Here is a 23,707-nt window from a genome sequence, read left to right as displayed (position 1 = left end):
CCAGGGCGCCCAGGCCGCCCTGTTCCGACCGTCAAGGGTTCAATCCGCCCGCTTCGCCCGCGTCGGCCCCCCTCCTGGCGACTGAATCGCCTTTGAACCCCACCAAGATCGTCGGTTTCTGGACCTGCCCACAGGTCTATGAAATATCCGGGTTAAACCGCGCTCAGCGCAATCCGTTAAGTATAAGCCTTTCCAAAAATCGCCTGAAACCGCAGTTGAGCGCGCACACGCGACCCGGCATCGCGGCGCTTGCCCGCAAGCATCAACGACCGGGCAACCGGCATGAACGCCGACCGGAACCGTCATGGCCGCTGGCTCGCCCGCGGGCGGTCGGTCGGGGTACACTCGCACGCTACCGATTCCGATCACGGTGATAGACGATGCCATCGCGCCCCATCCTGCTGTCGTTGCTGACGGCGACCTTTTTGATCACCGGGTTCATCCTTCCTGTCTCCGCCGCAGCCGCGCCGGACTGCCAGCCGGGCGGGCAGGCCCGCGTCTGGACCGCGCCGCTGCGCCCCCGCCCCGGAGAACCGCTGGAGGTGCTGGCGGTCGCGACCGACGGCGCGCTGGATCGGCTGCTCGTCACCGATCCCGCGGGCGGTCAGACCGACCTGCGAAGCAGCCAGAACGGCGGGCCGCCCTGGTCGCTCTACGGCACGCTGTTTCGCCCCAGCGCGGGAACCTATCGCATCGAGGCGATCCGCAACGGTCGGGCGGTCGCCTGCGCCGAGGCCGAGGTCGGGGGTCCGGCGGGAGAGCGGAGCGGCGGCGAGTGGGATCTGGCGACCGAGGCGCTCTACTCGGCCTGGATCGAACATCTGTTCGACGCGCCGCCCGATCAATCCATGAGCTTCGATTCGCTGGCGCCCCTGCTGCGCGATCCCGAGCGAAATTTTTTGTTTAACTATCTCAGCGCGAGCGAGGACAACCGGCTCCCCGCCGAGCCGGACTGCGCCGACCTGCCCTATTTTCTGCGCGGCTATTTCGCCTGGAAGCTGGGCCTGCCCGTCGCCTACCGCGCCTGTAGCCGCGGCAGCCGCAACAGCCCGCCGCGCTGCGAACAGCCGATCGTCGAGGGACGTTTCGCCGCCGCCCCAGCGCCGCTCGCCACCTTCCGGGAGGCCAGTCGGCGGATCGTCGACACGGTCCACTCCGGCAGCGCCCGCACGGGCCTGGGGGACGAGGCCACGGACTTTTATCCGGTTCCGCTCACGCGCGCGAGCCTGTGGCCCGGCACGGTCTATGCCGACCCCTATGGTCACATTCTGGTGGTGGTCAAGTGGATCGCCCCGCGCGGCGGACAGAGCGGACTCCTGCTCGCGGTCGACGCCCAGCCGGACAACTCGGTGACCCGCAAGCGCTTCTGGGAGGGTACCTTCCTGTTCGCCCAGACCCCGAGCAGCGGTCCCGGTTTCAAGGCCTTCCGGCCGCTGGTGCGGAGCGCGTCGGGCGTGCGCGCACTGCCCAACGGCGCCTTGGATGGCGCATCCGGCCTGCCGCCCTACTCCACCGAACAGGCCGCGCTGGCGCCCGCGGACTTTTATGCGCGCCTGGAGCAACTCATCAACCCCGCCGGGCTCGCGCCCGAGAGCGCTTACGAGTCGACCCTGGCGGCGCTGATGGAGCAGCTTGAGACCCGCCTGACCTCGGTGGACAACGGCGAGACCTTCATGCGCGCCCATCCCGCCACCGTCCCCATGCCGAGCGGTCCGGCCATCTTCGAGACCACCGGCCCCTGGGAGGACTACGCGACCCCCTCGCGCGACATGCGTCTGCTGATCGCCATGAAGGTGCTGGAAGGTCTGCCCGAGCGCATCCGCCGCTATCCGCGACTCTACGTCCTGCGAGGCATGAGCCCGGAGAGCGCCGCCGCGCGGATCGAACAGATCCATGACCGGCGTCTCGACGAGCAGTTCATCACCTACAGGCGCAGCGACGGCAGCCCCTGGCGGCTCAGTCTCCGGGAGATTTATGCCCGCCGGTCGGGGCTGGAAGTGGGCTATAACCCCAACGATTGCATCGAGCGTCGTTGGGGCGCTTCAGCGGATTCCCCGGACGGCGCCACCTGCCGCCGGCGGGCGCCGGCGGATCAGCGGGCGCGCATGGAGGAATACCGCCCCTGGTTCCGCGACACCGTCAGACCGCCGCGATAGCGCGACGGTTCGCCGGAGTCCGATGATTGAAACCACCCGGATCGACGCCTCCCACACGGCGACCCCATCCCCCCGACAACCATCAGGAGTTCACCACGCCGTGCCGATCCAATCCACCGTTTGGAAATGGTCAAGACTGGCCCTGCTCATCCCGTTCTGTCTCGCGCTGGCGTCCTGCGGAACCACTCCCCAGACCCCCGAGGCCGACTCCAGGGACAAATCCGGAACCTGGGCGGGAGCCAGGATTGGATCGGCGCCCGCCTCCAACGCCAGACTCAAACAGGCGATGATTTCCCGTGCCACTCGCGAATGGGAGTTTTTCGACCGTCAGACCGTGGTGTTAAAAGGATCCGAGGAAAGCATCCCGCATGTCGGATCCTGGGAGGACGACGGCGGGCGCCACAGCGGCCGGGTCAATGCCTACTGGCGCGCGGTCGGCAAACCGCGATTGGACGGCATGGATTGTCAGCAGCCCTGGTCCGCCGCCTTCATGAGTTGGGTGATGCAGTCGGCCGGCGTCCCCGAGAGCCAGTTTCGCCGGTCGGATTCGCATTGGGTCTATCTCGCCAGCATGATCGACGAAGCCGGCTATCCGGGCCGCTGGTTCGTCCCCCGCCGGATCATGGATTACAGCCCCCAGCCAGGCGATCTGATCTGCGCCTCCCGCGGCACGTCCCGCCCGAGAACCATCAATGGCTATACCAGCGCCAGGGCACTCAATGGCGCCAGCACCCATTGCGACCTGGTGGTCGCCAAGACCCCCCGGACCCTGGAGGCGATCGGCGGCAACGTCCGCAACTCGGTGTCTCGCACGACCCTGGAGCTGGATAGCCAGGGACGCCTGCAGCCGGCGCCAAGGCGTCCCTGGTTCCTGATCATGGAAAATCGCTTGTAATCATCCGCGCGTGCTAGCCTGTATTCGACTCCAACCTCACCAGGCCATGCACATGCAGCAACTCACACCCGAAGGTCAAAATCTCGTCTCCGAGCTGGCCCAGCGTCACGGCTTCAGCACCGACGCCGTCACCCACATGCTGTTCGCCGTCCTGCACGGCAACGGCTCCATGGCCCAATTCGGCCATCCCGAATTCGGCGGCGGCGGCCAATGGATGCAGGGCGGCATGATCATGCTCGGCGACATGTTCAACCATGCGCTGAAGGGCCGTGTCGACTCGCTGTGCAACGATCTCGCGGGCGTCCTGGCGCGCCAGCCCGGATTGCTCCAGAGCGGCAGTTTTCAGTCTCAGAACCAGGGGGGCGCGGGCTACCAGAGCCAGACCGCGGGCGGTTTTCAGGGCCAGTCCAGCCTCTTCGTCCCGGACCCGTCAGTCAACTGGTGGCCCGCCGAACTCGGCTCGCCCAGCGCCACCGGCTCACAGAACAACGTCAAATATGCCTATTTCGCCAACGCCCGCCGCCTGGCCGTGGACACCGGCGGCAGTTGCTGGGTCTATGACACCCTCGACCATCAGATCGGCGGTTTCTCCCAGCAGCAGGGCGGCGGCTCGTCCATCACCTTCACCAGCCAGTACGGCACCGTGAATCTGGCGAGCCTGCCGGTGGTGATGCGCAATGGTTAGTCGGTGAGGTAAGCACCCTCCAGAAAAACCCGCGCACCCCCGTAGAGGCAGGGCAATGCCCTGTCTCTACAACCGTTCCCTCGGATTGTCCTACCGAATTCTTAGCATTGCAGAAAGACGGCTGCGATATAATCGCTGTATCGCTTGTACCGCCTGCTTTGAACGCTTTCCGGGAAATACCATGATCAACAAGCCCGACATCGATCCTCAAGAGACACAGGAATGGCTCGACTCGCTCGACGCCGTGCTGGAAAACGAAGGCGTCGAACGCGCCCATTTTCTGCTGGAGCGCCTGATCGACAAGGCGCGCCGTTCCGGGGCCTATCTGCCCTACAGCGCCAACACCGCCTATCTGAACACCATCCCCGTGCAGCGCCAGGAGCCCTTCCCCGGGGACCGGGCCATGGAGCGGCGCATCCGCTCCTTCGTGCGCTGGAACGCGATGGCGATGGTGGTCCAGGCCAATCGTCTGTCGACCGAACTGGGCGGACACATCTCCAGTTTCGCCTCCTCGGCGACCCTGTTCGATATCGCCTACACCCATTTTCTGCACGCCCGCGACAAGGATCACGGCGGCGATTTGGTGTTCTTCCAGGGTCATTCGGCGCCCGGCATCTATGCCCGCGCCTTCCTTGAGGGTCGTCTCAGCGAGGAGCAGCTCTACGGTTTCCGGCAGGAAGTGGATGGACAGGGGCTCTCCTCCTATCCGCATCCCTGGCTGATGCCCAATTTCTGGCAGTTCCCCACGGTTTCGATGGGGCTCGGCCCCCTGATGGCCATCTATCAGGCGCGCTTCATGCGCTATCTGCGCGACCGCGAAGTGGTCAATACCGCCGAGCGCAAGGTCTGGGCCTTCCTGGGGGACGGCGAGATGGACGAACCCGAGTCGCTCGGCGCCATCTCGCTGGCCGCCCGCGAGCGACTGGATAACCTGGTGTTCGTCGTCAACTGCAATCTCCAGCGGCTCGACGGTCCAGTACGCGGCAACGGCAAGATCATCCAGGAACTCGAAGCCGTCTTCCGCGGCGCCGGCTGGAACGTCATCAAGGTGATCTGGGGCAGCTATTGGGATCCGCTGCTGGCGCGCGACAAACAGGGCCTGCTGCTCAAGCGCATGGAAGAGTGCGTCGACGGCGACTATCAGACCTACAAGGCGCGGGGCGGCGCCTACACCCGCGAGCATTTCTTCGGCAAATACCCCGAACTCAAGGAAATGGTCGCCAACATGACCGACGAGGACATCTGGCGTCTCAATCGCGGCGGGCATGATCCGGTCAAGGTCTATGCCGCCTATGCTCAGGCGATGACGGCCAACGGCAAGCCCACCGTCATCCTGGCCAAGACGGTCAAGGGCTATGGCATGGGCGTGGCTGGCGAGGGGATGAACATCACCCATTCGCAGAAGAAGATGGGCGAGACCCACCTCAAGGCGTTCCGCGACCGCTTCAATATCCCGATCTCGGACGATCGGATCGGCGCGGCCCCTTTCTACAAGCCACCGGCCGATAGTGAAGAGATCCAGTATCTGCACAAGGTTCGCGAACGGCTCGGCGGTTTCCTGCCGGCCCGCCGCGACGAGGCCGCGCCGCTTGAGGTACCGGGGCTCGACGCCTTCGCGTCGCTGCTCGAAGGCAGCGGCGACAAGGAGATGTCGACCACCATGGCGCTGGTGCGCCTGATGACGATGATCATCCGCGATAAAGGGATCGGGAAGTATGTCGTCCCCATCGTGCCGGACGAGGCCCGCACCTTCGGCATGGAAGGCATGTTCCGCCAGCTCGGCATCTATGCCTCGCAGGGTCAGCTCTACGAGCCGGTGGACTCCGATCAGGTGATGTATTACCGCGAGGACAAGAAAGGACAGATTCTTCAGGAAGGGATCAACGAGGCCGGCGCCATGTCGTCCTGGATCGCGGCGGCCACGGCCTATGCCAATCATGGTCAGAGCATGATTCCCTTCTATATCTATTACTCCATGTTCGGTTTCCAGCGCATCGGCGATCTGGCGTGGGCGGCGGGCGACATGCGCGCGCGCGGTTTCCTGATTGGCGGCACCGCCGGGCGCACCACGCTCGCCGGCGAGGGTTTGCAACATCAGGACGGACACAGCCCGATCCTGGCCTCCACCATCCCCAACTGTGTCACTTACGATCCTGCCTACGCCTACGAGATGGCGGTCATCGTCCAGGACGGACTGCGACGGATGTACCAGGAGAAGGAAAACGTTTTCTATTACATCACGGCGATGAACGAGAACTATGTCCAGCCGGCCATGCCCGAGGGCAGCGAGGCGGACATTCTCAGGGGCATGTATCGCGTCCAGCGCGGCGAGGAGCGTAGCCATCGCGTCCAGTTGCTTGGCGCCGGCACCATTTTGCGCGAGGTGCTCGCCGCCGCCGACCTGCTGGAAAAGGATTTCGATGTCGGTTCGGCGGTTTGGAGCGTGACCAGCTTCAACGAGCTGCGGCGCGAGGGCATCGACGTGGAGCGCTGGAACATGCTGCATCCCGAGCAGGAACAGCGCACCACCTATGTCGAGGCCCAACTGGCCGGAACGCGCGGCCCCATCGTCGCGGCCACCGACTACATGCGCACCTATGCCGATCAGATCCGACCCTATGTTCCCCGCCGCTATCTGGTATTGGGAACCGACGGTTTCGGACGCAGCGACATGCGCAGTCAACTGCGCAAATTCTTCGAGGTCAATCGATATTACGTGGCGATCGCCGCGCTCAAGGCACTGGCGGACGAAGGGGAAATCCCCACGACGATGGTCTCAGAAGCCATCGCGAAGTACCGCATCGACCCGGATAAGCCCAACCCGGTCACGGTTTGAAGCACCCGGCAACACAGGCCCAGGAGGACACAGCGTGGCAACCGTCGAAGAAATTCTGCTGCCCGACATCGGGGATTTTTCCAATGTCGAGGTGATCGAGATCCTGGTCGCCCCCGGCGACCGGATTGAAGCCGAGCAATCCGTGCTCACACTGGAAAGCGAAAAGGCGACCATCGAGATTCCCTCGCCCAAGAGCGGCGTGGTGAAGGATGTTGCAACCAAGGTCGGAGACAAAATCAGCCAAGGCGCCCTGCTGATGACACTTGAGGTGTCGGAGACGGCGGAGGCAAGCGAGGCCACGACTCCGACAGCGGAGCCAACCGTCGCGACACCGGAAGTCCAACCGCATCGGCCATCGGCCGCCGCGCCCGCGACCCGGCCCGCACCCAAAGCGGCTGGAAAATCCGCCGACAGTGGCGAGACGGTTTCGGTCGTCCTGCCGGACGTGGGCGATTTCAGCGATGTCCCGGTGGTCGAGATTCTGATCGCCCCCGGCGACCGGATCGAGGTCAATCAATCCCTGCTGACGCTGGAGACCGACAAGGCGACCATGGAGATTCCCTCGCCCCAGGCGGGCGTGGTCGAGGAAGTGGTCGTGAAGCTGGGCGATACCCTGAACCCCGGCGATCTGATCCTGACCCTGCGCGCCGAACCCGGCGCCGAGACCAGTCCGCCAGCAGCCAGGGAAGCGGACACCGCCTCGCGGCCGTCGCCCCGACCGACGCCGAGTCAGACCGCTACATCGATCCCCGACACCGCCGCCGAACGCTCGACCGTCAGCGTGCGTGCACACGGCGAGGCCGAGCGCCGACAGGCGCCGGTGCTGCCGCGTCCGGAGGATATGACCGCCATCGCCAAAGGCCGTAAGCCACACGCCAGCCCCGGCGTGCGCCGCTTCGCGCGCCAGCTCGGCGTCGACCTGGCGCGAGTCAAGGGGTCAGGCCCCAAGGGTCGCGTGGTCAAGGACGACGTGCAGAACTTCGTCAAACAGGCGCTGACCCAGGGCGCGGGCGCCGCCTCCGCGACCGCCCTGCCCTTCCAGCTCACCTCGGCTCCCGAGATCGATTTCGCCCGTTTCGGCGAGGTCGAGCTGACCGAACTGCCGCGCATCAAGAAGATCAGCGGTCGACATTTGCATCGCAGTTGGATCACCGTCCCGCATGTCACCCAATTCGACGAGGCGGACATCACCGAACTGGAAGCCTTCCGCAAGGGCCAGCAGGAGGCGGCCGCCAAGGAAGGCGTCAAGCTCACCTTCCTGCCCTTCCTGCTCAAGGCCGTCGCCAGCGCGCTTCAACGAATGCCGATCCTCAAGGCATCCCTGAGCGGCGATGGCGAACACCTGATCCACAAACGTTTCACGCATATCGGCGTGGCGGTCGACACCCCCAAGGGACTGCTGGTGCCCGTGGTACGCGACGTGGACCGGAAAAGTCTTTACGCCCTGGCCCGCGAACTGGCCGACTTGAGCGCCAAGGCGCGCGATGGCAAATTGTTACCTGGCGACATGCAGGGCGGCTGCTTCTCCATCTCCAGTCTCGGCGGTATCGGCGGCACCGCCTTCACGCCCATCGTCAACGCTCCGGAGGTCGCCATCCTCGGCGTCTCCCGCTCCGCGATCAAACCGGTCTGGGACGGCGAGGCGTTCGCGCCGCGACTGCTGCTGCCGCTCTCGCTTTCCTACGATCACCGCGTCGTCGACGGGGCCGATGGGGCGCGTTTCACGGTCCTGCTGGGGCAGTTGCTGGGGGATATTCGCCGGTTATTGCTGTAAACCGCGTCCACGATGGCATGCGTCGTTTTGAGTGGACAGCTAATTTGGCACCCATCTGAGGCGTCGGCGTCGACGCGGTTTAGTAACGAGAAAAGCAAGTTAAACAACGACATCGAATACCATCGTTGTCGTTGTCGTTGTCGTTGTCGTTGTTTCGGATCGTTTCGATGCTGAAAAAGCTCGGACAGCAAATCCATGCGGGGCGGGAGAATCCGGGCCGCGATGATCACATCGATTACGACAACGACAACGACACAAAAGTATTCGCTAATGGACTTGTTGAGTTCATCAATGAACTGCTCCTTTAGCATTCCTATTCTGTGCCCAAAGAGGCCAACCACATGAGCACGCAGAGACCGCGACGCCTTGGCGTCCTGACCAGCGGGGGAGACGCTCCCGGCATGAACGCCTGCCTGCGCGCCATCGTGCGCACGGCCGTGTATCACAACCTGGAGGTCATCGGTTTCCAGCGCGGTTATTGCGGGGTGCTGCTTGGGGAATACCTGACCCTCGACGCACGCTCGGTCGCGAATATCATCCATCGCGGCGGAACCATCCTCGGCAGCGCGCGCTGTCCCGAGATGCATCATGTCGAGGGTCTGGAGCGCGCGGCGAGCACGCTGAAAGGACTCGGGATCGACGCACTGCTCGTGATCGGCGGCAATGGCTCCATGCAGGGCGCGCTATCGCTCTCCGAGCATTGGTCCGGGCAGATCATCGGACTGCCGGGCACCATCGACAACGACCTCGGCGGCACCGACTGGACCATCGGCTTCTTCACCGCGCTGGATACCGCGCTGGATGCCGCCGACCGTCTGCGCGACACCGCCGAGGCGTTCGACCGCATCTTTCTGCTGGAGGTCATGGGGCGGCATGCCGGCTGGATCGCCCTGTTCACCGGCATCGGGGGCGGCGCCGAGGAGATTCTGATTCCCGAACACGCCTACGACCCCGACACCATCGTCAAGCGCATCAAGGAATCCCGTTCCCGCGGCAAGCGCAGTCATATCGTGGTCGTGGCCGAGGGCGCCTGCGACGGTGGCGTGAGCCGGGTGGCGGCGGACATCGAGAGCCATGGCTTCGAGACGCGTACCTGCGTGCTGGGTCATGTCCAGCGCGGCGGATCGCCGGTGGCGCTGGACCGCTATCTGGCCACCGAGCTTGGCGTCTTCGCCGTCCAGGCGGCGCTCGACGGCCAGAGCCATGTCCTCGCGGGGAAGCAGGGGAAGACCAACCAACTGACCCCACTGAGCGAGGCCCTGGATGGAAACAACCAACCGCCCACGCATCTGTTGGAGATCAATCGCTTCCTGGTGACCTGAACCGCCCGCCCGGTTGTCTCTCGCGATCTCCCCTGCGCCGACCGTTGTTCGTTTCGCCTCGCGCGCCCGGATCGTTTAGCATTCCCTCCCAATCGAATTCATTGATCACCCAGCGCCGCTTCAGGCCATAGAGAAGTATTGCACCATGAGCGAAACGATCGAAATCAAGGTTCCGGACATCGGCGATTTCAAGGATGTGGAAGTCATCGAGATACTGGTGTCGCCCGGCGACCAGGTGACTGAAGAAGCCTCGCTGATCACCCTCGAAAGCGACAAGACGACCATGGAAATTCCCGCTCCCTGTGCCGGGATCGTCAAGTCCGTCAGCCTCAAGGTCGGCGACCGGGTTTCGCAAAACGATGCCATCCTCACGCTGGAGGTTGACAGCGAAGCCGCCGCGCGCGTCAGATCCGGCGCTGCGTCAATCGCCGCCGGCGATCAAGTCCCCGCCGACCTAGTCACCGAGGTCGTGGTGCTCGGCGCCGGTCCCGGCGGCTACACCGCCGCCTTCCGCGCCGCCGATCTGGGCAAGAAAGTGACCCTGATCGAGCGTTACGAGACGCTCGGCGGCGTCTGTCTCAACGTCGGCTGCATCCCCTCCAAGGCGCTGCTGCATACCGCCGTCATCATGGAAGAGGTCAAGACGCTGGGCGTCATGGGCGTGACCTACACCGCCCCCGAGGTCGATCTCGACCAGATGCGCGCGGGCAAGAATCAGGTGGTCGCCAAGCTCACCGGCGGTCTGGCCGCCATGGCCAAGCAGCGCAAGGTCCAGGTCATCCAGGGCAGCGGCCGCTTCGAGTCGCCCAATCGCATCGGCGTCGAGACCAAAGAGGGCCGGGTGCGCATCCAGTTCGACCAGGCCATCATCGCCTGCGGTTCGTCCTCGATCAAAATCCCCGGCTTTCCGCATGAAGACCCGCGCGTCATGGACTCCACCGACGCGCTCGCGCTGGCCGATGTGCCAGAACGGATGCTGATCGTTGGGGGCGGCATCATCGGCCTGGAAATGGCGAGCGTCTACAGCGCGTTGGGAACCAAGATCGACGTGGTGGAATTCAAGGACCAACTGATGCCCGGCTGCGACCCGGATCTGGTGCGCTGCGTCGAGAAGATCATCAAGAAACGCTACGACCGGATCATGCTGGACACCAAGGTCGCCAGCCTGAACGCGAGCGCCGAGGGCATCAAGGCCGTCTTCGAGGGCAAGCATCCTGGCGAGTCGACCTACGACAAGGTGCTGGTCGCCGTAGGCCGTCTGCCCAACGGCAAGCTGATCAATGCCGAGGCCGCCGGGGTCAAGGTCGATCAGCACGGCTTCATCAAGGTCGACCAGCACCTGCGTACCAACGTGCCCAACATTTTCGCCATCGGCGACGTGGTCGGCGGCCCGATGCTGGCACACAAGGCCACCCACGAGGCCAAGGTCGCCGCCGAGGTGATCGCCGGCCTGCCCGCGCTCTTCGATCCGCTCACTATCCCTTCAGTCGCCTACACCGACCCCGAGGTCGCCTGGATGGGTCTGACCGAAACCAAGGCCAAGGCCGACGGCATCCCCTACGAAAAGGGCGTCTTCCCCTGGGCCGCGAGCGGTCGCGCGCTCGGCATCCATCGCGACGAAGGCATGACCAAGCTGCTGTTCGACCCCGAGACCAAGCGCATCCTGGGCGCAGGAATCGCCGGTCCCAATGCCGGAGAACTCATCGGCGAGGCGGTGCTGGCCCTGGAGATGGGCGCGGACATGGAGGACATCGGGCTGACCATCCACCCGCATCCGACCCTGTGCGAGACCATCGGGCTGGCGGCGGAGATGGCGCATGGGTCGATTACGGATTTGATTGCGCCGAAGAAGCGTTAGGGTGCAAAGAAGAGGCGCGCCATTGCCTTCGACCATCGAATGCGACAGATTGCGGGTTTCCAGGGCGACCGATGCGAGGAGAAAGTCTCAGCTCGGTCAGTTTTTGACACCCGCCAGCACAGCAATCTTCATGGCGCGGCTCTTTCCGACGAGTCGCGGGGTCTGCCGCTTGCTCGACGCCGGTGCCGGTATCGGTTCACTGTCAAGTGCGTTTCTCGACCGATGCGCGGAGCAGGATTTCCATTTTGAGCGTATCCATGTGACGGCCGATGAGATGGACGAATCCAACTGGTCTACGTGACCGCGTTCCCGATCCGCGCCGTCATGGCCCGCTATCTGGGCGAGATCACCTGGGAAACCGAGGTGTGGGTCGCCGACGCGCCGTCGCACCTGATTCAATTCAACGGCGAACGTTTTCTTGGTCCATACAACAACCACTCGCACTGACGCGGTTCGTTCTGGACACGGTTTAATTCTACTTTGTTACCTTCAAAAAATCTTTAAGTGTTTAAATTTTATGATAATAAACAAAAATACACATAAACAATAGGGTTCTAGTGGCGCGTTGAGCGCCTATAATCACCCATAAACCGCCAACATCTATCTTCAATAGGGGCATAGTAAATGAAGATTTATTGCGCCTAATAAAAAATAACTTAAAATTCATTAATTTATGCGACAGTCAAAGTTAACAAAGTAGAATTAAGCATCACATGAACGTCACTTGACGGATTTACTATCCTTTTTCGATTGCACCGCCAACGACGAGGAGACCGCCATGACCGCCACTGCAACGCAACCGACCGCGACCCCGCTGTCCCCCGACCAGCTCGCCAAACTCGACGCCTACTGGCGCGCCTGCTGCTATCTGGCGGTGGGCATGATTTATCTGCGCGACAACCCGCTGCTCAAGGAGCCGTTGCAAGAGGCGCATCTGAAGAGCCGGCTGCTCGGTCATTGGGGCGCGAGCCCTGGGCTCTCCTTCATGTACGTGCATCTCAACCGGATCATCAACCAGCACCAACAGTCGGCGATCTTCCTCGCCGGCCCCGGTCACGGCGCACCCGGCGTGCTCGCCCCGGTCTATCTGGAAGGCACCTATTCCGAGATCTATCCCAACAAGAGCGAGGACGAGGAAGGCATGAAAGCCTTCTTCAAACAGTTCTCCTTCCCCGGCGGCATCGGCTCGCATTGCACGCCCGAAACCCCCGGCTCCATCCACGAGGGCGGCGAGCTGGGTTATTCCATCTCCCATGCCTTCGGTGCCGCCTTCGATAATCCGGATCTGCTGGTCGCGGTCGCGGTCGGCGATGGCGAGGCCGAAACCGGTCCGCTCGCCACCTCCTGGCATTCGAGCAAGTTCCTCAATCCCATCCGCGATGGCGCCGTGCTGCCGATCCTGCATCTCAATGGCTACAAAATCAACAACCCGACCCTGCTCTCGCGCATCCCCAACGCCGAGCTAGCCGATCTCCTGCGCGGCTACGGCTGGACACCGCACTTCGTCGAGGGCGACGACCCCATGGTCATGCACCAAACCATGGCCGCGACCCTGGATACCTGCTATGCCGAGATCCGCGCCTTCCAGCAACAGGCCCGCGCCAGCGGACAGGCGACCCGCTGTCATTGGCCGATGATCGTGCTGCGCACCCCCAAGGGCTGGACCGGACCGGCCGAGGTCGACGGCCACAAGGTCGAAGGCTTCTGGCGCGCCCATCAGGTGCCGCTCTCGGGGATGCACAACAACCCGACGCATCTCCAGCAGCTCGAAGACTGGATGCGGAGCTATCGACCGGAGGAACTCTTCGACGAGACGGGCCGGCTGATCCCGGAACTCAGGGAACTGGCTCCGCAAGGCACCCGGCGCATGAGCGCCAGTCCGCACGCCAACGGCGGACTGCTGCGCCGGGCGCTGCGCCTGCCGGACTTCCGCGACTATGCCCTGACGCTGGAGCAACCGGGCCGAATCCGCGCCTTCAACACCAAGCCGACCGGCGAGTTGCTGCGCGACATCATGGCGAAAAACATGGACAACTTCCGGGTCTTCGGTCCGGACGAGAACAGCTCGAACAAGCTGGACGCGGTCTATGAGGTCAGCAAGAAACTCTGGCTGTGCGATTACCTGCCCGAGGACGCTGACGGCGGCGAGTTGTCGCCGGACGGTCGCGTCCTGGAAATGCTTTCAGAGCACACGCTCGAAGGCTGGTACGAGGGCTATGTGCTGACCGGCCGTCACGGCTTCTTCGCCACTTATGAAGCCTTCGTGCATGTGATCGACAGCATGTACAACCAGCACGCCAAATGGCTGGCGATCTGCGAGGACATCCCCTGGCGGGCGCGCATCTCCTCGCTGAACCTGCTGATCACCTCCACCGTCTGGCGGCAGGACCATAACGGCTTTACCCATCAGGATCCCGGCTTTCTGGATGTCGTGGTCAACAAGAACCCCGAGGTCACGCGCATCTATCTGCCGCCGGACGTCAACACCCTGCTCTCGACCGTCAACCACTGTCTGAATAGCCGCGACGATATCAACGTCATCGTCTGCGACAAGCAGAATCATCTCCAGTACCTGGACATGGACGCCGCCATCAAGCACTGCACCAAGGGCATCGGCATCTGGGAGTGGGCGAGCAACGACCAGGGCGGCGAGCCGGACGCGGTGCTGGTCGGCTGCGGCGACATCCCGACCAAGGAGGCGCTGGCCGCCACTGCCCTGCTGCGCGAACATTTCGAGGACATCAAAATCCGCTTCATCAACGTGGTCGATCTGTTCAAGCTCCAGCCCGCCGGCGAGCATCCGCATGGACTGACCGATGCCGATTTCGACAGCCTCTTCACCAAGGACAAACCGGTCATCTTCAACTTCCACGGCTATCCCTGGCTGATCCATCGCCTCGCCTACCGCCGCACCAATCACAAGAATCTGCATGTGCGCGGTTATAAGGAAAAGGGCAATATCAACACCCCGCTGGAGTTGGCGATCAGCAACGAGATCGACCGCTTCAGCCTGGCGATCGACGTGATCAATCGCGTTCCACGCTTGCAGGTCGCCGGCGCACACGCCAAGGAGAAACTGCGCGATCGTCAGATCGAGTGCCGCCAGTACGCCTATGAGCACGGGATCGACAAGCCGGATGTCGATGACTGGATCTGGCCTTTCTAAATCGCGTCTAGCGTGACATGAGTCGTTTCGAGCGATCGGCCGGGTTGGTAAAATCCCCTGCCACTAGATGTAGACGCAATTCAAGCGATTCATTACGAGACGTCACCATGACCAAGGCGCAGCCCTCCGAACCCCTGTCTCCGGCCCGCGAACATACCCGCACAGGCATGTCCAAAACGGCCTTAAAACAGGCGTATATCGATAACCTCTTCTATATCCAGGGCCGTTTCCAGGAGGTGGCGACGCCGCACGACCTGTACATGGCCGCGGCCTTCACCGTGCGCGACCGCCTGCTGGCGCGCTGGGTCAAGTCCGCGCAGTTTTATAAGACCAGCCATGCGCGCACGGTTTGTTATCTGTCCGCCGAGTTTCTGTTGGGGCCGCATCTGGCCAACAATCTGGTCAATCTCGGAATCGCCCAGGTCTCGCGCGAGGCGGGCGAGGAGCTGGATCTGGACTTCGCCGCCATCCTGGAGGAAGAAGAGGAGCCGGGCCTGGGCAATGGCGGGCTCGGACGACTCGCGGCCTGTTTCATGGACTCGCTATCCACCCTTGGCATCCCCGCCATCGGCTATGGCATCCGGTACGAATTCGGCATCTTCGATCAGGTCATCGAGAACGGCTGGCAGGTGGAGAAGAGCGACACCTGGCTGCGCAACGGCAATCCCTGGGAGATCCCGCGTCCGAAGATCTGTTTCCCGGTACGGTACGGCGGTCATACCGAGCAATACCGCAATCACGATGGACAGACCCGCACGCGCTGGGTGCCGAACATTGAAATCAGTGGGATGGCCTATGACACGCCGATCCTCGGGTACGGGGTCGGCAACGTCAATCTGCTGCGGCTCTGGAAGGCCGAGGCATCGCAGTCCTTCGATTTCCAGGCGTTCAACGTCGGCGACTATTACGGCGCGGTGCATGCCAAGATCGAGGCGGAGACCATCTCCAAGGTGCTCTATCCGAACGACGAACCCGAGATCGGCAAGGAGTTGCGCCTAAAGCAGCAGTATTTTTTCGTCTCCTGCTCAATGCAGGACATGATCCGGCTGCATCTGAACACGGTTGGACCGCTGGAGACCTTTGCCGAGAAATTTGCCGCCCAGCTCAACGACACCCATCCGGCGCTCGCCGTGGCCGAACTCATGCGACTGTTCATGGACGACCATGACATGTCTTGGGAGCAGGCATGGGACATCACCCGTCGCACCTTCTGCTATACCAACCATACCCTGCTGCCCGAGGCGCTGGAGACCTGGTCGGTCAGTCTGTTCGAGCGGCTCCTGCCCCGTCACCTGGAGATCGTCTACGAGATCAATCGGCGCTTCCTCGACGAGGTGCGCGTGCATTTTCTCTGTGACGAGGAACGGGTCGCGCGCATGTCGCTGATCGCCGAAGGCGACCATCGCCGCATTCGCATGGCCAACCTGGCGGTGGTCGGCAGCCACGCGGTCAACGGCGTGGCGGCGCTGCATTCGGAGCTGCTCAAGACGACCGTCCTCAAGGATTTCCACGACCTCTGGCCGGAAAAATTTCACAATGTCACCAATGGGGTCACGCAGCGGCGCTTCGTGGTGGTCAGCAACCCGCGGCTGTCCGACCTGATCACCGAGATGTGCGGCAGCGATCGCTGGATCCGGGATCTGAGTTGCCTACGCGAACTCGAACACCATGCCGACGACCCCGACCTGCAGGCGCGCTGGCGCCGGGTCAAGACCGCCGCCAAGCAGGATCTGGTCGCCTGGCTGGAACGCAACGACGGGGGCGTGCTGGACCCCCAGGCCCTGTTCGACGTGCAGGCCAAGCGGCTGCACGAGTACAAACGTCAGCACCTCAATCTTCTGCACATCGTCCGCTTCTATCAGCGCATCAAACAGAATCCGAGCCAGGATTTTGTCCCGCGCGTCTTCATCTTTGGCGGCAAGGCCGCGCCAGGCTATTACCTGGCCAAGCTCATCATCAAGCTCATCAACTCGGTCGCCGAGGTCGTCAACTACGACCCCCAGGTCAACGGCTTCATCCGAGTCGCCTTCCTCGCCGATTTCAACGTCAAGAACGGGCAGCGTCTCTATCCGGCCGCCGACCTCTCCGAGCAGATCTCGCTCGCGGGCAAGGAGGCATCGGGCACCGGCAACATGAAATTCTCGATGAATGGCGCGCTCACCATCGGCACCCTGGACGGAGCCAATGTCGAGATTCGCGAGGAAGTCGGAGCAGAGAATTTTTTTCTCTTCGGCATGACCGCCGAGGAGGTTCGACAGAAGCAGAGCGAGGGTTATCGGCCATGGGACTACTACCACGGCGATCATGAACTCAAGTCGGATATCGACCTGATCAATTCCGGACTTTTCTCCCACGGCGACACCAATCTCTTTCGTCCGCTCACCGACCATCTGATCAACCATGACCCCTTCATGGTCCTGGCCGATTATCGTGCCTATCTGGAGTGTCAGGACCGAGTCAGCGAGGCTTGGCGCAATCCGTCGAATTGGGACCGGATGTCGATCCTGAATGTCGCGCGGATGGGTAAATTTTCATCGGATCGGGCCATCTCGGAATACGCCGACAACATCTGGAACATCAAGCCGGAACCGGTCGATCTTTGACCCCTGTTGAACGGCTCGGCACACGATCAGGTCGGTGGTCATCCATTCACCCAGTTTTCCAGCAAGAGTCCAGGAACCCTGGAAAACTCGCCGAGGTTGTTGGTGACCAGACATGCATTCAAACTGAGCGCATGCGCGGCAATCATCGTGTCCAGCGCGCCGATCGGCTGGCCACGGCGTTCGAGAGCGGCGCGTACCTCGCCATAAACCCACACAGCTTTGTCGTCGAACGGCAGGATCTCCAGAGGCGCCAGAAACATTTCCAGCGCCTGACGATTCCGCGCAGAACCGCTCTTGGCGACACCGTAGGCAAGTTCTGCGGCCGCGACACTGGACAGCCCGATTTCACCGAGGCGAAACCGCCGAAAGCGTGCCAGCACTTCCGGCGGCCGGGCGTTGATGAGATAGATGCAAATGTTGGTGTCCAGCAGGATCATGTCGCGATCTCGGCGCGCTCCTGACTTTCCGGCTGATCCCGCGTCAGGACAAATCCCGGCTCGAAGGACGACAACGCCGCTTCGAGCGTGTCCCATGGGTTCTCGAGCGGGAGTAGTAAAACGCCGCTGCCAAAATGTCTCACACCGACTTCAGTGCCGGTCAAGCGAAACTCCTTCGGGAGTCGAACGGCCTGACTGCGTCCGGATTGGAAAATGCGTGCGGTATCCATTTCGATGTTCCTCGGGCGACGATAATCATCAATGGTAGTTATCATTTGGAAGAAAGCAACCTTCCCATGTCGCGAGCGAGTACAACCGCGCCGACGCTTCGGTCACTCGCGCTTCGCTGCACAAGTTCCGAGACCGGAGCCTCCTCGTTGTCGTTGTCGTTGTCGTTGTCGTTGTCGAATATTCGCTATGTCGAGACCGCGATCACGACTAACGACGTTCCAAACCGCCGTGCATTGGTTTGATTCGCGCTCCCTTGCTGGTCGTTATTGGAAGACATTGACTGGTTATTTGCGGGGAGTTGCCTTAATTGTACGGATCCTCCACGCACGCGGGGAGGCTGACGGTGAAACGGCTCCCCTGGCCGGGGGCGGATTCCAAACCGATCTCGCCGCCCATCCGATGCGCCGCCTTGGCCACGATCGCCAGCCCGATGCCCGTGCCGGGATCATCCTCCTGACTATGTGGACGCTGAAAAACCTGAAAGATTTTTTCGGCATCGTCCGGATCGATGCCGATCCCATTATCGCTTACGCCGATCACTACCCGGGCGCCCGGGCGCCGAGCTTCCAGAACGATGTGGGGAACGCCATCCCGACACCGGTACAAGAGCGCGTTGTCGACGAGATTGTTCAGGATCAGCCCTGGCGCACCAGCAACTCGAACATCAGCACCATGGATAGCAGGAGTGCCGCGTTATGGATCAGCGCCAGCAGGTCCAGATCAGTCACGACGGTCTTCCGCCGGTGTCTCGCCAATCAAATAGCATCCTCAAGTCGCTCCTGCTACATTCTGAAAATCGCTCACAAACCGCTCGCCTGTCGCGCACCGCCATGACCCGCGCCACCCTGGTTCGACAACGTCTGCTGACCCTGTTTCTCGCCGGGCTGCTGCTGTTCTTTTCGCCACTGGTTCCGCGGTTCGAGACGCTGGGCCGGTGGCAGGGCCTGCCGCTGCTGCTGATCTATCTCTTCGCGGCCTGGGCCGCGATCATCGCCCTGGCCGCCTGGATCCTAGCGCGGCATCGGGACTGATCGACACGCCATGATCATGACCGGTCCGTTCATCGTCAGCGTCTCTTTCGTCTACCTCGGACTGCTGTTCGCGATCGCCTATTGGGCGGATCGCCGCGCCGATCAGGGGCACCCCGTCACTGGACACCCGACCGTCTACGCCCTCTCGCTCGCCGTCTATTGTACCGCCTGGACCTTCTACGGAAGCGTCGGACGCGCCGCCGACAGCGGCCTCGGCTTCCTGCCGATCTATCTTGGCCCGACCCTGATCGCCCTGCTCTGGGGTTCTTTGCTGCTGAAGATGGTCCGGGTCAGCAAGTCCGAGCGTATCACCTCGATCGCGGACTTCATCGCCTCGCGCTATGGCAAGAGCCAGGCGCTGGCCGGGTTGGTCACCGTCATCGCGGTGATCGGCGTGGTGCCCTATATCGCGTTGCAACTCAAGGCCATCGCCTGGAGTTTTACCATCCTGCAGCACTATCCCGAGGTGCGGATGCCGGATCATACCGCCTTGCCGCTCTGGCGCGACACCGCCTTCGTCGTCGCCCTGCTGCTCGCGGCCTTCACCATCCTCTTCGGCACCCGCCAACTGGACGCGAGCGAGCGGCACGAGGGAATGGTCGCCGCGATCGCCTTCGAGTCCATCGTCAAGCTCGTCGCCTTCCTGGCGGTCGGGCTGTTCGTGACCCTCGGCTTCCTGGGTCTGGGTGGCCCCGAACCGCCGAATCCCGTCGAGAACGCACGCCTTGCCACACTGCTCAAACCGCTTCTGGAGCCCAGTCTCGCACCTTTCCAGGACTGGTTCGCAATCTCGCTGCTGGCTGGTCTGGCGGTCATCTTGTTGCCCCGGCAATTTCAGGTCGCGGTGGTGGAAATCAGCGACGAGCGCCATCTGCGCCGCGCCATCTGGCTGTTTCCGCTCTATCTGCTGCTGATCAACCTGTTCGTGATCCCGATCGCCATCGCCGGTCTGACGACCTTCCCGGATGGCCGGGTCGACGCCGATACCTTCATGCTCACCCTGCCGATCGCCTTCGCCCAACCCTGGCTGGCCCTGCTGGTCTTTCTCGGCGGTCTGTCGGCCGCGACCGGGATGGTGATCGTGGAGACCATCGCGCTCTCGACCATGGTCAGCAACGACCTGATCCTGCCCGCCCTCATGCGCCACTGGCGCCGGCAGCCGCCCGCCGCCGACCTGGGCCGGTTGTTGCTCGACATCCGCCGCGGCGCCATCGTCCTGGTTCTGGTGCTCGGCTATCTCTACTATCGCTTTGCTGGCGAAGCCTACGCGCTGGTCAGCATCGGGCTGATCAGCTTCGTCGCCGTCGCCCAATTCGCGCCCGCCGTGATCGGCGGACTCTACTGGCGCGGCGGCACCCGCGAGGGCGCGCTGGCCGGACTCCTGGCCGGCTTCCTGGTCTGGATCTATACCCTGCTGCTGCCCTCGTTCGCCCGCTCCGGCTGGCTCCCGCCGGCCTTCATGGACTCCGGACCGGGCGGCATGGATCTGCTGGCACCGCTCGCCCTGTTCGGACTGGTCGGCTGGAACGAGATCACCCACGGCCTGTTCTGGAGTCTGACCGCCAATCTCGGCGCCTTCCTGCTGGTCTCCTCGCTGCGCGAACCGAACGCCGTCGAGGCCACCCAGGCGCGCCTCTTCGTCGACGCCCTGCGTCAACGCCATCCCACCAGCTTGCCGCTCTGGCGCGGCCGCGCCGAGATCGCCGAGTTGATGGCGCTAACCGAACGCTTCCTCGGGGTCGCGCGCACCCGCGAGGCCTTCGCCCGCCATGCCCGCGCGCGCGGGATCGCCGACCCCGCTCGACTGCCGGCGGACGCCGAAACGGTCGCGTTCGCCGAGACCCTGCTGTCCGGCGCCATCGGCGGCGCCTCCGCGCGGGTGATGGTCGCCTCGGTCACCGAGGAGGAGGCCCTGGGTCTGGACGAGGTGCTCGATATCCTCGACGAAGCCTCTCAGGTCCGCGCCTACAGCCACGAGCTGGAACAGAAGTCGCAGGCTCTGGAAGCGGCCACTGCCGATCTGCGGGCGGCCAATCTGAGTCTGACGGAACTGGACCGGATGAAGGACGATTTCATCTCGTCGGTCACCCATGAGCTGCGCACCCCGCTGGCCTCCATCCGCGCCTTTTCGGAGATCCTGTTCGACGATCCGAGGCTCGATCTCGCGCAGCGCAAGCGGTTTCTCGGCATCCTGGTCAGCGAGACCGAGCGTCTGTCGCGCCTGGTCAATCAGGTGCTGGATCTGGCCAAGATCGAATCCGGTCATGCCGACTGGCGCACCGAGGCGGTCACGCTCCAGGAGGTCATCGAACAGGCGGTCACGGCCACCGGGCAACTCGTCGAGGATCGCGGCATTCAGGTGCGACTCGACCTGCCCGCGCAACCGGCGCTCGTCTGGGGCGATCGCGACCGCCTGATCCAGGTGCTGGTGAACCTGCTGTCGAATGCCGCCAAATTTGCCCCTGCGGGAAGCGGGGAGCTGGGAGTCAAGCTGTCCCAGTCTATGGCGCGCGGCACCGATCCGGGCGATCCGCCGTGGCGGGTCTGCGTGAGCGACAATGGACCGGGGATCCCGCCGGCCGAACTGGAGCTGGTCTTCGAGAAATTCCGCCAGGCGACGATCGATGGCGCCAAACCCGCGGGCACCGGGCTGGGATTGCCCATCAGCCGCCAGATCGTCGAGAATCTGGGCGGACACATCTGGGCTGAAAACGCGCCCCAAAAAGGTGCTAACCTCTGTTTCGAGCTTCCCGCCCATCCCGTGGACCCTTTCGACCATAAGGCACCCTTATGAGCAAGCGCATTCTGATCGTCGACGACGAACCCAACATCGTCATTTCACTCGAATTCCTGATGATGCGCGAGGGCCACGAGGTGCGCGTGGCGCGCGATGGCGAGGCCGGTCTGGCGGCGGTGCGCACCCATCGACCGGACCTGGTCGTGCTCGATGTCATGATGCCCAAGCTCGACGGTTTCGCGGTGCTGGAGGCGGTACGGGCGGACCCGACCCTCGCCGGCACCCGCATCCTGATGCTGACCGCCAAGGGACGCGAGGCCGAGCAGAACAAGGGCCTCGCGCTGGGCGCCGATGCCTACATGCCGAAACCCTTTTCGACCAAGGCGCTGGTGGAGAAGGTCAAGGAACTGCTCGCGAGTACCGATTAACCCCCCGTTTTCATGTCGATTCGCGGCAAGCAAGTGACGAGCGGAGTGCCCATGATGACCGAGAGCGAGAGCCAACCCAACGTCAGCGGACCCGATGACGCCTCCCTGCGTTCGCTGGCGCACGGACAACCGCTGGTGGTCACGCCCGCGACCACCCTGCGCGAGACCCTCTATCGCATCAGTCAGGGCCGGGAGGACGCGGCTGTCATCGCCGATGAGGCGACCGGACTGCCGCTGGGGCTCGTCACCCTGCGCGAAATGCTGCATGTCATCAGCTTCGAGGGCGGCGGCCTGGAGGATCCCGTCGCGGTGCACATGGTCGGCGCGCCGCTGACCCTGGCCGCCGATGCGCCCAGCCATCGCGCCAAGGTCATGATGGCGAAGCAGGGCGTCGGTCATCTGCTGCTGACCGAGCCGGATGGCCGTCTGTTCGGCCTGATCAGCCCGGCGGACCTGCTGGGTCTGCGTGCCGGCGGCGCGGAGGCGTTGATCGCCGACATCGGCGCCGCCCGCGATCTGGACGCCATGACGGTCGCGGCGGATCGGGTGCGCCGGCGCGGCGCCGAACTCTTCCACGCGGGGATGGGTGTCGAGTCGCTCTGTCAGTGGATGTCGGGGCTCAACGATCTGATCGGTATGCGAATCGTCGAACTCATCGAGGATGAGTTCGAGCTGCCGCCCGTCCCCTGGTGCTGGCTGATCTTCGGCTCCGAAGGGCGTCTGGAGCAGACCTTCGCCACCGATCAGGACAACGGTCTGCTGTTCGTCCCGCCGGATCCGGAGAGCACGGAAGCGCTGCGCGAAGCCTTCCTGCCCTTTGCTCAGGCGGTCAATCGGGCCTTGCATCATTGCGGTTTCGAGCGCTGTCGGGGCGACATCATGGCCGGCAACCCCAACTGGTGCCTGAGCGCGGCACAATGGCAGCAACGCTTCACCGACTGGCTGTGGACGCCGGACCCCGAGGCATTGCTGCACAGCACCATCTTCTTCGATTTTCGCCCGCTCTACGGCAGCAGCGAGCCCGTGGACCGGTTGCGCGCCTGGCTGATCGCCGAGGCACCGAGTCACGGCCGCTTCTTTCACGCGCTCGCCGAGCTGGCGCTCGGCGCCGCGCCGCCGCTCGGCTGGGCCGGTCAGTTCACCTTCGACCGCAATCGCGACTTCCCGCACACCATCGACCTCAAACTTCAGGGCGCCCGTTATTTCATGGATGCCGCCCGACTCTGGTCGCTCAAGCAAGGCATCTGGGCCACCAGCACCGCCGAGCGGCTGCGCGCGTCGGGCGACACGCGCGGGCGCCGCCGCGAAGACACCGCGGCCGAGGTCGAGGCCTTCCACCTGATCCAGCGCTTTCGCATCAACCAGCAGCTCCAGAGCAAGGATCCCGACGCGGTCAATCGCGTCGATCCGGACGATCTCAACGAACTGCATCGGCTGATGCTCAAGGAAGCCTTCCGGCAGGCGCGCAAGCTCCAGATCCGGTTGCGTCAGGAGTTCGGACTCTAATCATGATGGCCGGCTCCATTGGCCGATCACCGAATTCACGTT

General features: G+C 63.3%; 18 protein-coding genes. 15 read left to right on the top strand and 3 right to left on the bottom strand.

Annotation, left to right across the window (positions count from 1 at the left end; translation table 11 throughout):
- The first annotated feature begins 380 nt into the window (after positions 1 to 380).
- From CCR95_RS03220 to CCR95_RS03170, 11 genes are all read left to right on the top strand, one after another.
- Positions 381 to 2,156 (top strand): hypothetical protein, encoded by a 1,776-nt coding sequence (locus CCR95_RS03220; protein WP_201091789.1) that lies wholly within the window; start codon positions 381 to 383, stop codon positions 2,154 to 2,156.
- Between the two features lie 100 nt (positions 2,157 to 2,256).
- Complete coding sequence (locus tag CCR95_RS03215) at positions 2,257 to 3,051, top strand: DUF2272 domain-containing protein (protein ID WP_201091788.1); 795 nt, start codon at positions 2,257 to 2,259, stop codon at positions 3,049 to 3,051.
- Between the two features lie 52 nt (positions 3,052 to 3,103).
- Positions 3,104 to 3,736 carry an SHOCT domain-containing protein gene (locus CCR95_RS03210; protein WP_201091787.1) on the top strand — a complete coding sequence of 211 codons (633 nt, stop codon included), beginning with the start codon at positions 3,104 to 3,106 and terminating at the stop codon, positions 3,734 to 3,736.
- Between the two features lie 181 nt (positions 3,737 to 3,917).
- On the top strand, positions 3,918 to 6,572 hold the full coding sequence (gene aceE / locus CCR95_RS03205; RefSeq protein WP_201091786.1) for a pyruvate dehydrogenase (acetyl-transferring), homodimeric type: 2,655 nt from the start codon (positions 3,918 to 3,920) through the stop codon (positions 6,570 to 6,572).
- A gap of 34 nt (positions 6,573 to 6,606) precedes the next feature.
- Positions 6,607 to 8,346 (top strand): dihydrolipoyllysine-residue acetyltransferase, encoded by a 1,740-nt coding sequence (aceF, locus tag CCR95_RS03200; RefSeq protein WP_201091781.1) that lies wholly within the window; start codon positions 6,607 to 6,609, stop codon positions 8,344 to 8,346.
- A 167-nt stretch (positions 8,347 to 8,513) separates the two neighbouring features.
- Positions 8,514 to 8,654, top strand: a complete 141-nt coding sequence (locus tag CCR95_RS03195; protein ID WP_201091779.1) for a hypothetical protein — start codon at positions 8,514 to 8,516, stop codon at positions 8,652 to 8,654.
- A 33-nt stretch (positions 8,655 to 8,687) separates the two neighbouring features.
- Positions 8,688 to 9,668 (top strand): ATP-dependent 6-phosphofructokinase, encoded by a 981-nt coding sequence (locus CCR95_RS03190; protein WP_201091777.1) that lies wholly within the window; start codon positions 8,688 to 8,690, stop codon positions 9,666 to 9,668.
- Positions 9,669 to 9,813: 145 nt separating this feature from the next.
- Entirely contained in the window at positions 9,814 to 11,526 is a 1,713-nt protein-coding gene (gene lpdA, locus CCR95_RS03185) for a dihydrolipoyl dehydrogenase (RefSeq protein ID WP_201091775.1), read from the top strand.
- Positions 11,527 to 11,808: 282 nt separating this feature from the next.
- The gene (locus CCR95_RS03180; protein ID WP_338115336.1) at positions 11,809 to 11,973 is read left to right on the top strand and encodes a BsuBI/PstI family type II restriction endonuclease; all 165 of its coding nucleotides are present in this window, start codon (positions 11,809 to 11,811) and stop codon (positions 11,971 to 11,973) included.
- Between the two features lie 331 nt (positions 11,974 to 12,304).
- A complete protein-coding gene (locus tag CCR95_RS03175; protein WP_201091773.1) occupies positions 12,305 to 14,692 on the top strand; it encodes a phosphoketolase family protein in 2,388 nt (795 codons plus the stop codon).
- 107 nt (positions 14,693 to 14,799) lie between these two features.
- Complete coding sequence (locus CCR95_RS03170) at positions 14,800 to 17,295, top strand: glycogen/starch/alpha-glucan phosphorylase (RefSeq protein ID WP_201091772.1); 2,496 nt, start codon at positions 14,800 to 14,802, stop codon at positions 17,293 to 17,295.
- A gap of 38 nt (positions 17,296 to 17,333) precedes the next feature.
- Here the strand turns inward: CCR95_RS03170 and vapC are convergent, their stop codons facing one another.
- The 3 genes from vapC to CCR95_RS03155 form a co-directional block, all read right to left on the bottom strand.
- On the bottom strand, positions 17,334 to 17,732 hold the full coding sequence (gene vapC / locus CCR95_RS03165; RefSeq protein ID WP_201091770.1) for a type II toxin-antitoxin system tRNA(fMet)-specific endonuclease VapC: 399 nt from the start codon (positions 17,730 to 17,732) through the stop codon (positions 17,334 to 17,336).
- Positions 17,729 to 17,962, bottom strand: a complete 234-nt coding sequence (locus tag CCR95_RS03160) for an antitoxin (RefSeq protein ID WP_201091768.1) — start codon at positions 17,960 to 17,962, stop codon at positions 17,729 to 17,731. Before CCR95_RS03160 ends, vapC begins: the two co-directional genes overlap by 4 nt.
- 304 nt (positions 17,963 to 18,266) lie before the next feature.
- Positions 18,267 to 18,569 (bottom strand): ATP-binding protein, encoded by a 303-nt coding sequence (locus tag CCR95_RS03155; RefSeq protein ID WP_201091766.1) that lies wholly within the window; start codon positions 18,567 to 18,569, stop codon positions 18,267 to 18,269.
- A gap of 224 nt (positions 18,570 to 18,793) precedes the next feature.
- On the opposite strand from CCR95_RS03155, the gene CCR95_RS03150 reads away from it, so the two are divergent.
- Genes CCR95_RS03150 through CCR95_RS03135 form a run of 4 tightly spaced genes read left to right on the top strand, consistent with a single transcriptional unit; the run spans position 18,794 to position 23,665 of the window.
- Positions 18,794 to 18,994, top strand: coding sequence for a hypothetical protein (locus CCR95_RS03150; RefSeq protein WP_201091765.1), 201 nt, complete (start codon positions 18,794 to 18,796; stop codon positions 18,992 to 18,994).
- Between the two features lie 10 nt (positions 18,995 to 19,004).
- A complete protein-coding gene (locus CCR95_RS03145; RefSeq protein WP_242523030.1) occupies positions 19,005 to 21,788 on the top strand; it encodes an ATP-binding protein in 2,784 nt (927 codons plus the stop codon).
- Positions 21,785 to 22,159, top strand: a complete 375-nt coding sequence (locus CCR95_RS03140) for a response regulator transcription factor (RefSeq protein WP_201091761.1) — start codon at positions 21,785 to 21,787, stop codon at positions 22,157 to 22,159. The genes CCR95_RS03145 and CCR95_RS03140 overlap by 4 nt, the downstream gene beginning before the upstream one ends.
- 51 nt (positions 22,160 to 22,210) lie before the next feature.
- Positions 22,211 to 23,665 carry a DUF294 nucleotidyltransferase-like domain-containing protein gene (locus CCR95_RS03135; protein WP_201091759.1) on the top strand — a complete coding sequence of 485 codons (1,455 nt, stop codon included), beginning with the start codon at positions 22,211 to 22,213 and terminating at the stop codon, positions 23,663 to 23,665.
- Positions 23,666 to 23,707: the final 42 nt, after the last annotated feature.

The organism is Thiocystis minor (genome assembly GCF_016653465.1).
GTDB lineage: Bacteria > Pseudomonadota > Gammaproteobacteria > Chromatiales > Chromatiaceae > Chromatium > Chromatium minus.
The sequence above is the reverse complement of the archived record's forward strand: the minus strand, read 5'-3'. Positions and strand labels throughout refer to the sequence as shown.

Excerpts from the sequence above, each read along its gene's own strand:
- CCR95_RS03145 (WP_242523030.1), top strand. The coding sequence starts at position 19,005 with ATGATCATGACCGGTCCGTTCATCGTCAGCGTCTCTTTCGTCTACCTC.
- CCR95_RS03140 (WP_201091761.1), top strand. The coding sequence starts at position 21,785 with ATGAGCAAGCGCATTCTGATCGTCGACGACGAACCCAACATCGTCATT.
- CCR95_RS03135 (WP_201091759.1), top strand. The coding sequence starts at position 22,211 with ATGATGACCGAGAGCGAGAGCCAACCCAACGTCAGCGGACCCGATGAC.
- CCR95_RS03150 (WP_201091765.1), top strand. The coding sequence starts at position 18,794 with ATGACCCGCGCCACCCTGGTTCGACAACGTCTGCTGACCCTGTTTCTC.
- lpdA (WP_201091775.1), top strand. The coding sequence starts at position 9,814 with ATGAGCGAAACGATCGAAATCAAGGTTCCGGACATCGGCGATTTCAAG.
- CCR95_RS03190 (WP_201091777.1), top strand. The coding sequence starts at position 8,688 with ATGAGCACGCAGAGACCGCGACGCCTTGGCGTCCTGACCAGCGGGGGA.
- CCR95_RS03220 (WP_201091789.1), top strand. The coding sequence starts at position 381 with ATGCCATCGCGCCCCATCCTGCTGTCGTTGCTGACGGCGACCTTTTTG.
- CCR95_RS03170 (WP_201091772.1), top strand. The coding sequence starts at position 14,800 with ATGACCAAGGCGCAGCCCTCCGAACCCCTGTCTCCGGCCCGCGAACAT.
- vapC (WP_201091770.1), bottom strand. The coding sequence starts at position 17,732 with ATGATCCTGCTGGACACCAACATTTGCATCTATCTCATCAACGCCCGG.
- CCR95_RS03195 (WP_201091779.1), top strand. The coding sequence starts at position 8,514 with ATGCTGAAAAAGCTCGGACAGCAAATCCATGCGGGGCGGGAGAATCCG.
- CCR95_RS03175 (WP_201091773.1), top strand. The coding sequence starts at position 12,305 with ATGACCGCCACTGCAACGCAACCGACCGCGACCCCGCTGTCCCCCGAC.
- CCR95_RS03160 (WP_201091768.1), bottom strand. The coding sequence starts at position 17,962 with ATGGATACCGCACGCATTTTCCAATCCGGACGCAGTCAGGCCGTTCGA.
- CCR95_RS03210 (WP_201091787.1), top strand. The coding sequence starts at position 3,104 with ATGCAGCAACTCACACCCGAAGGTCAAAATCTCGTCTCCGAGCTGGCC.
- aceE (WP_201091786.1), top strand. The coding sequence starts at position 3,918 with ATGATCAACAAGCCCGACATCGATCCTCAAGAGACACAGGAATGGCTC.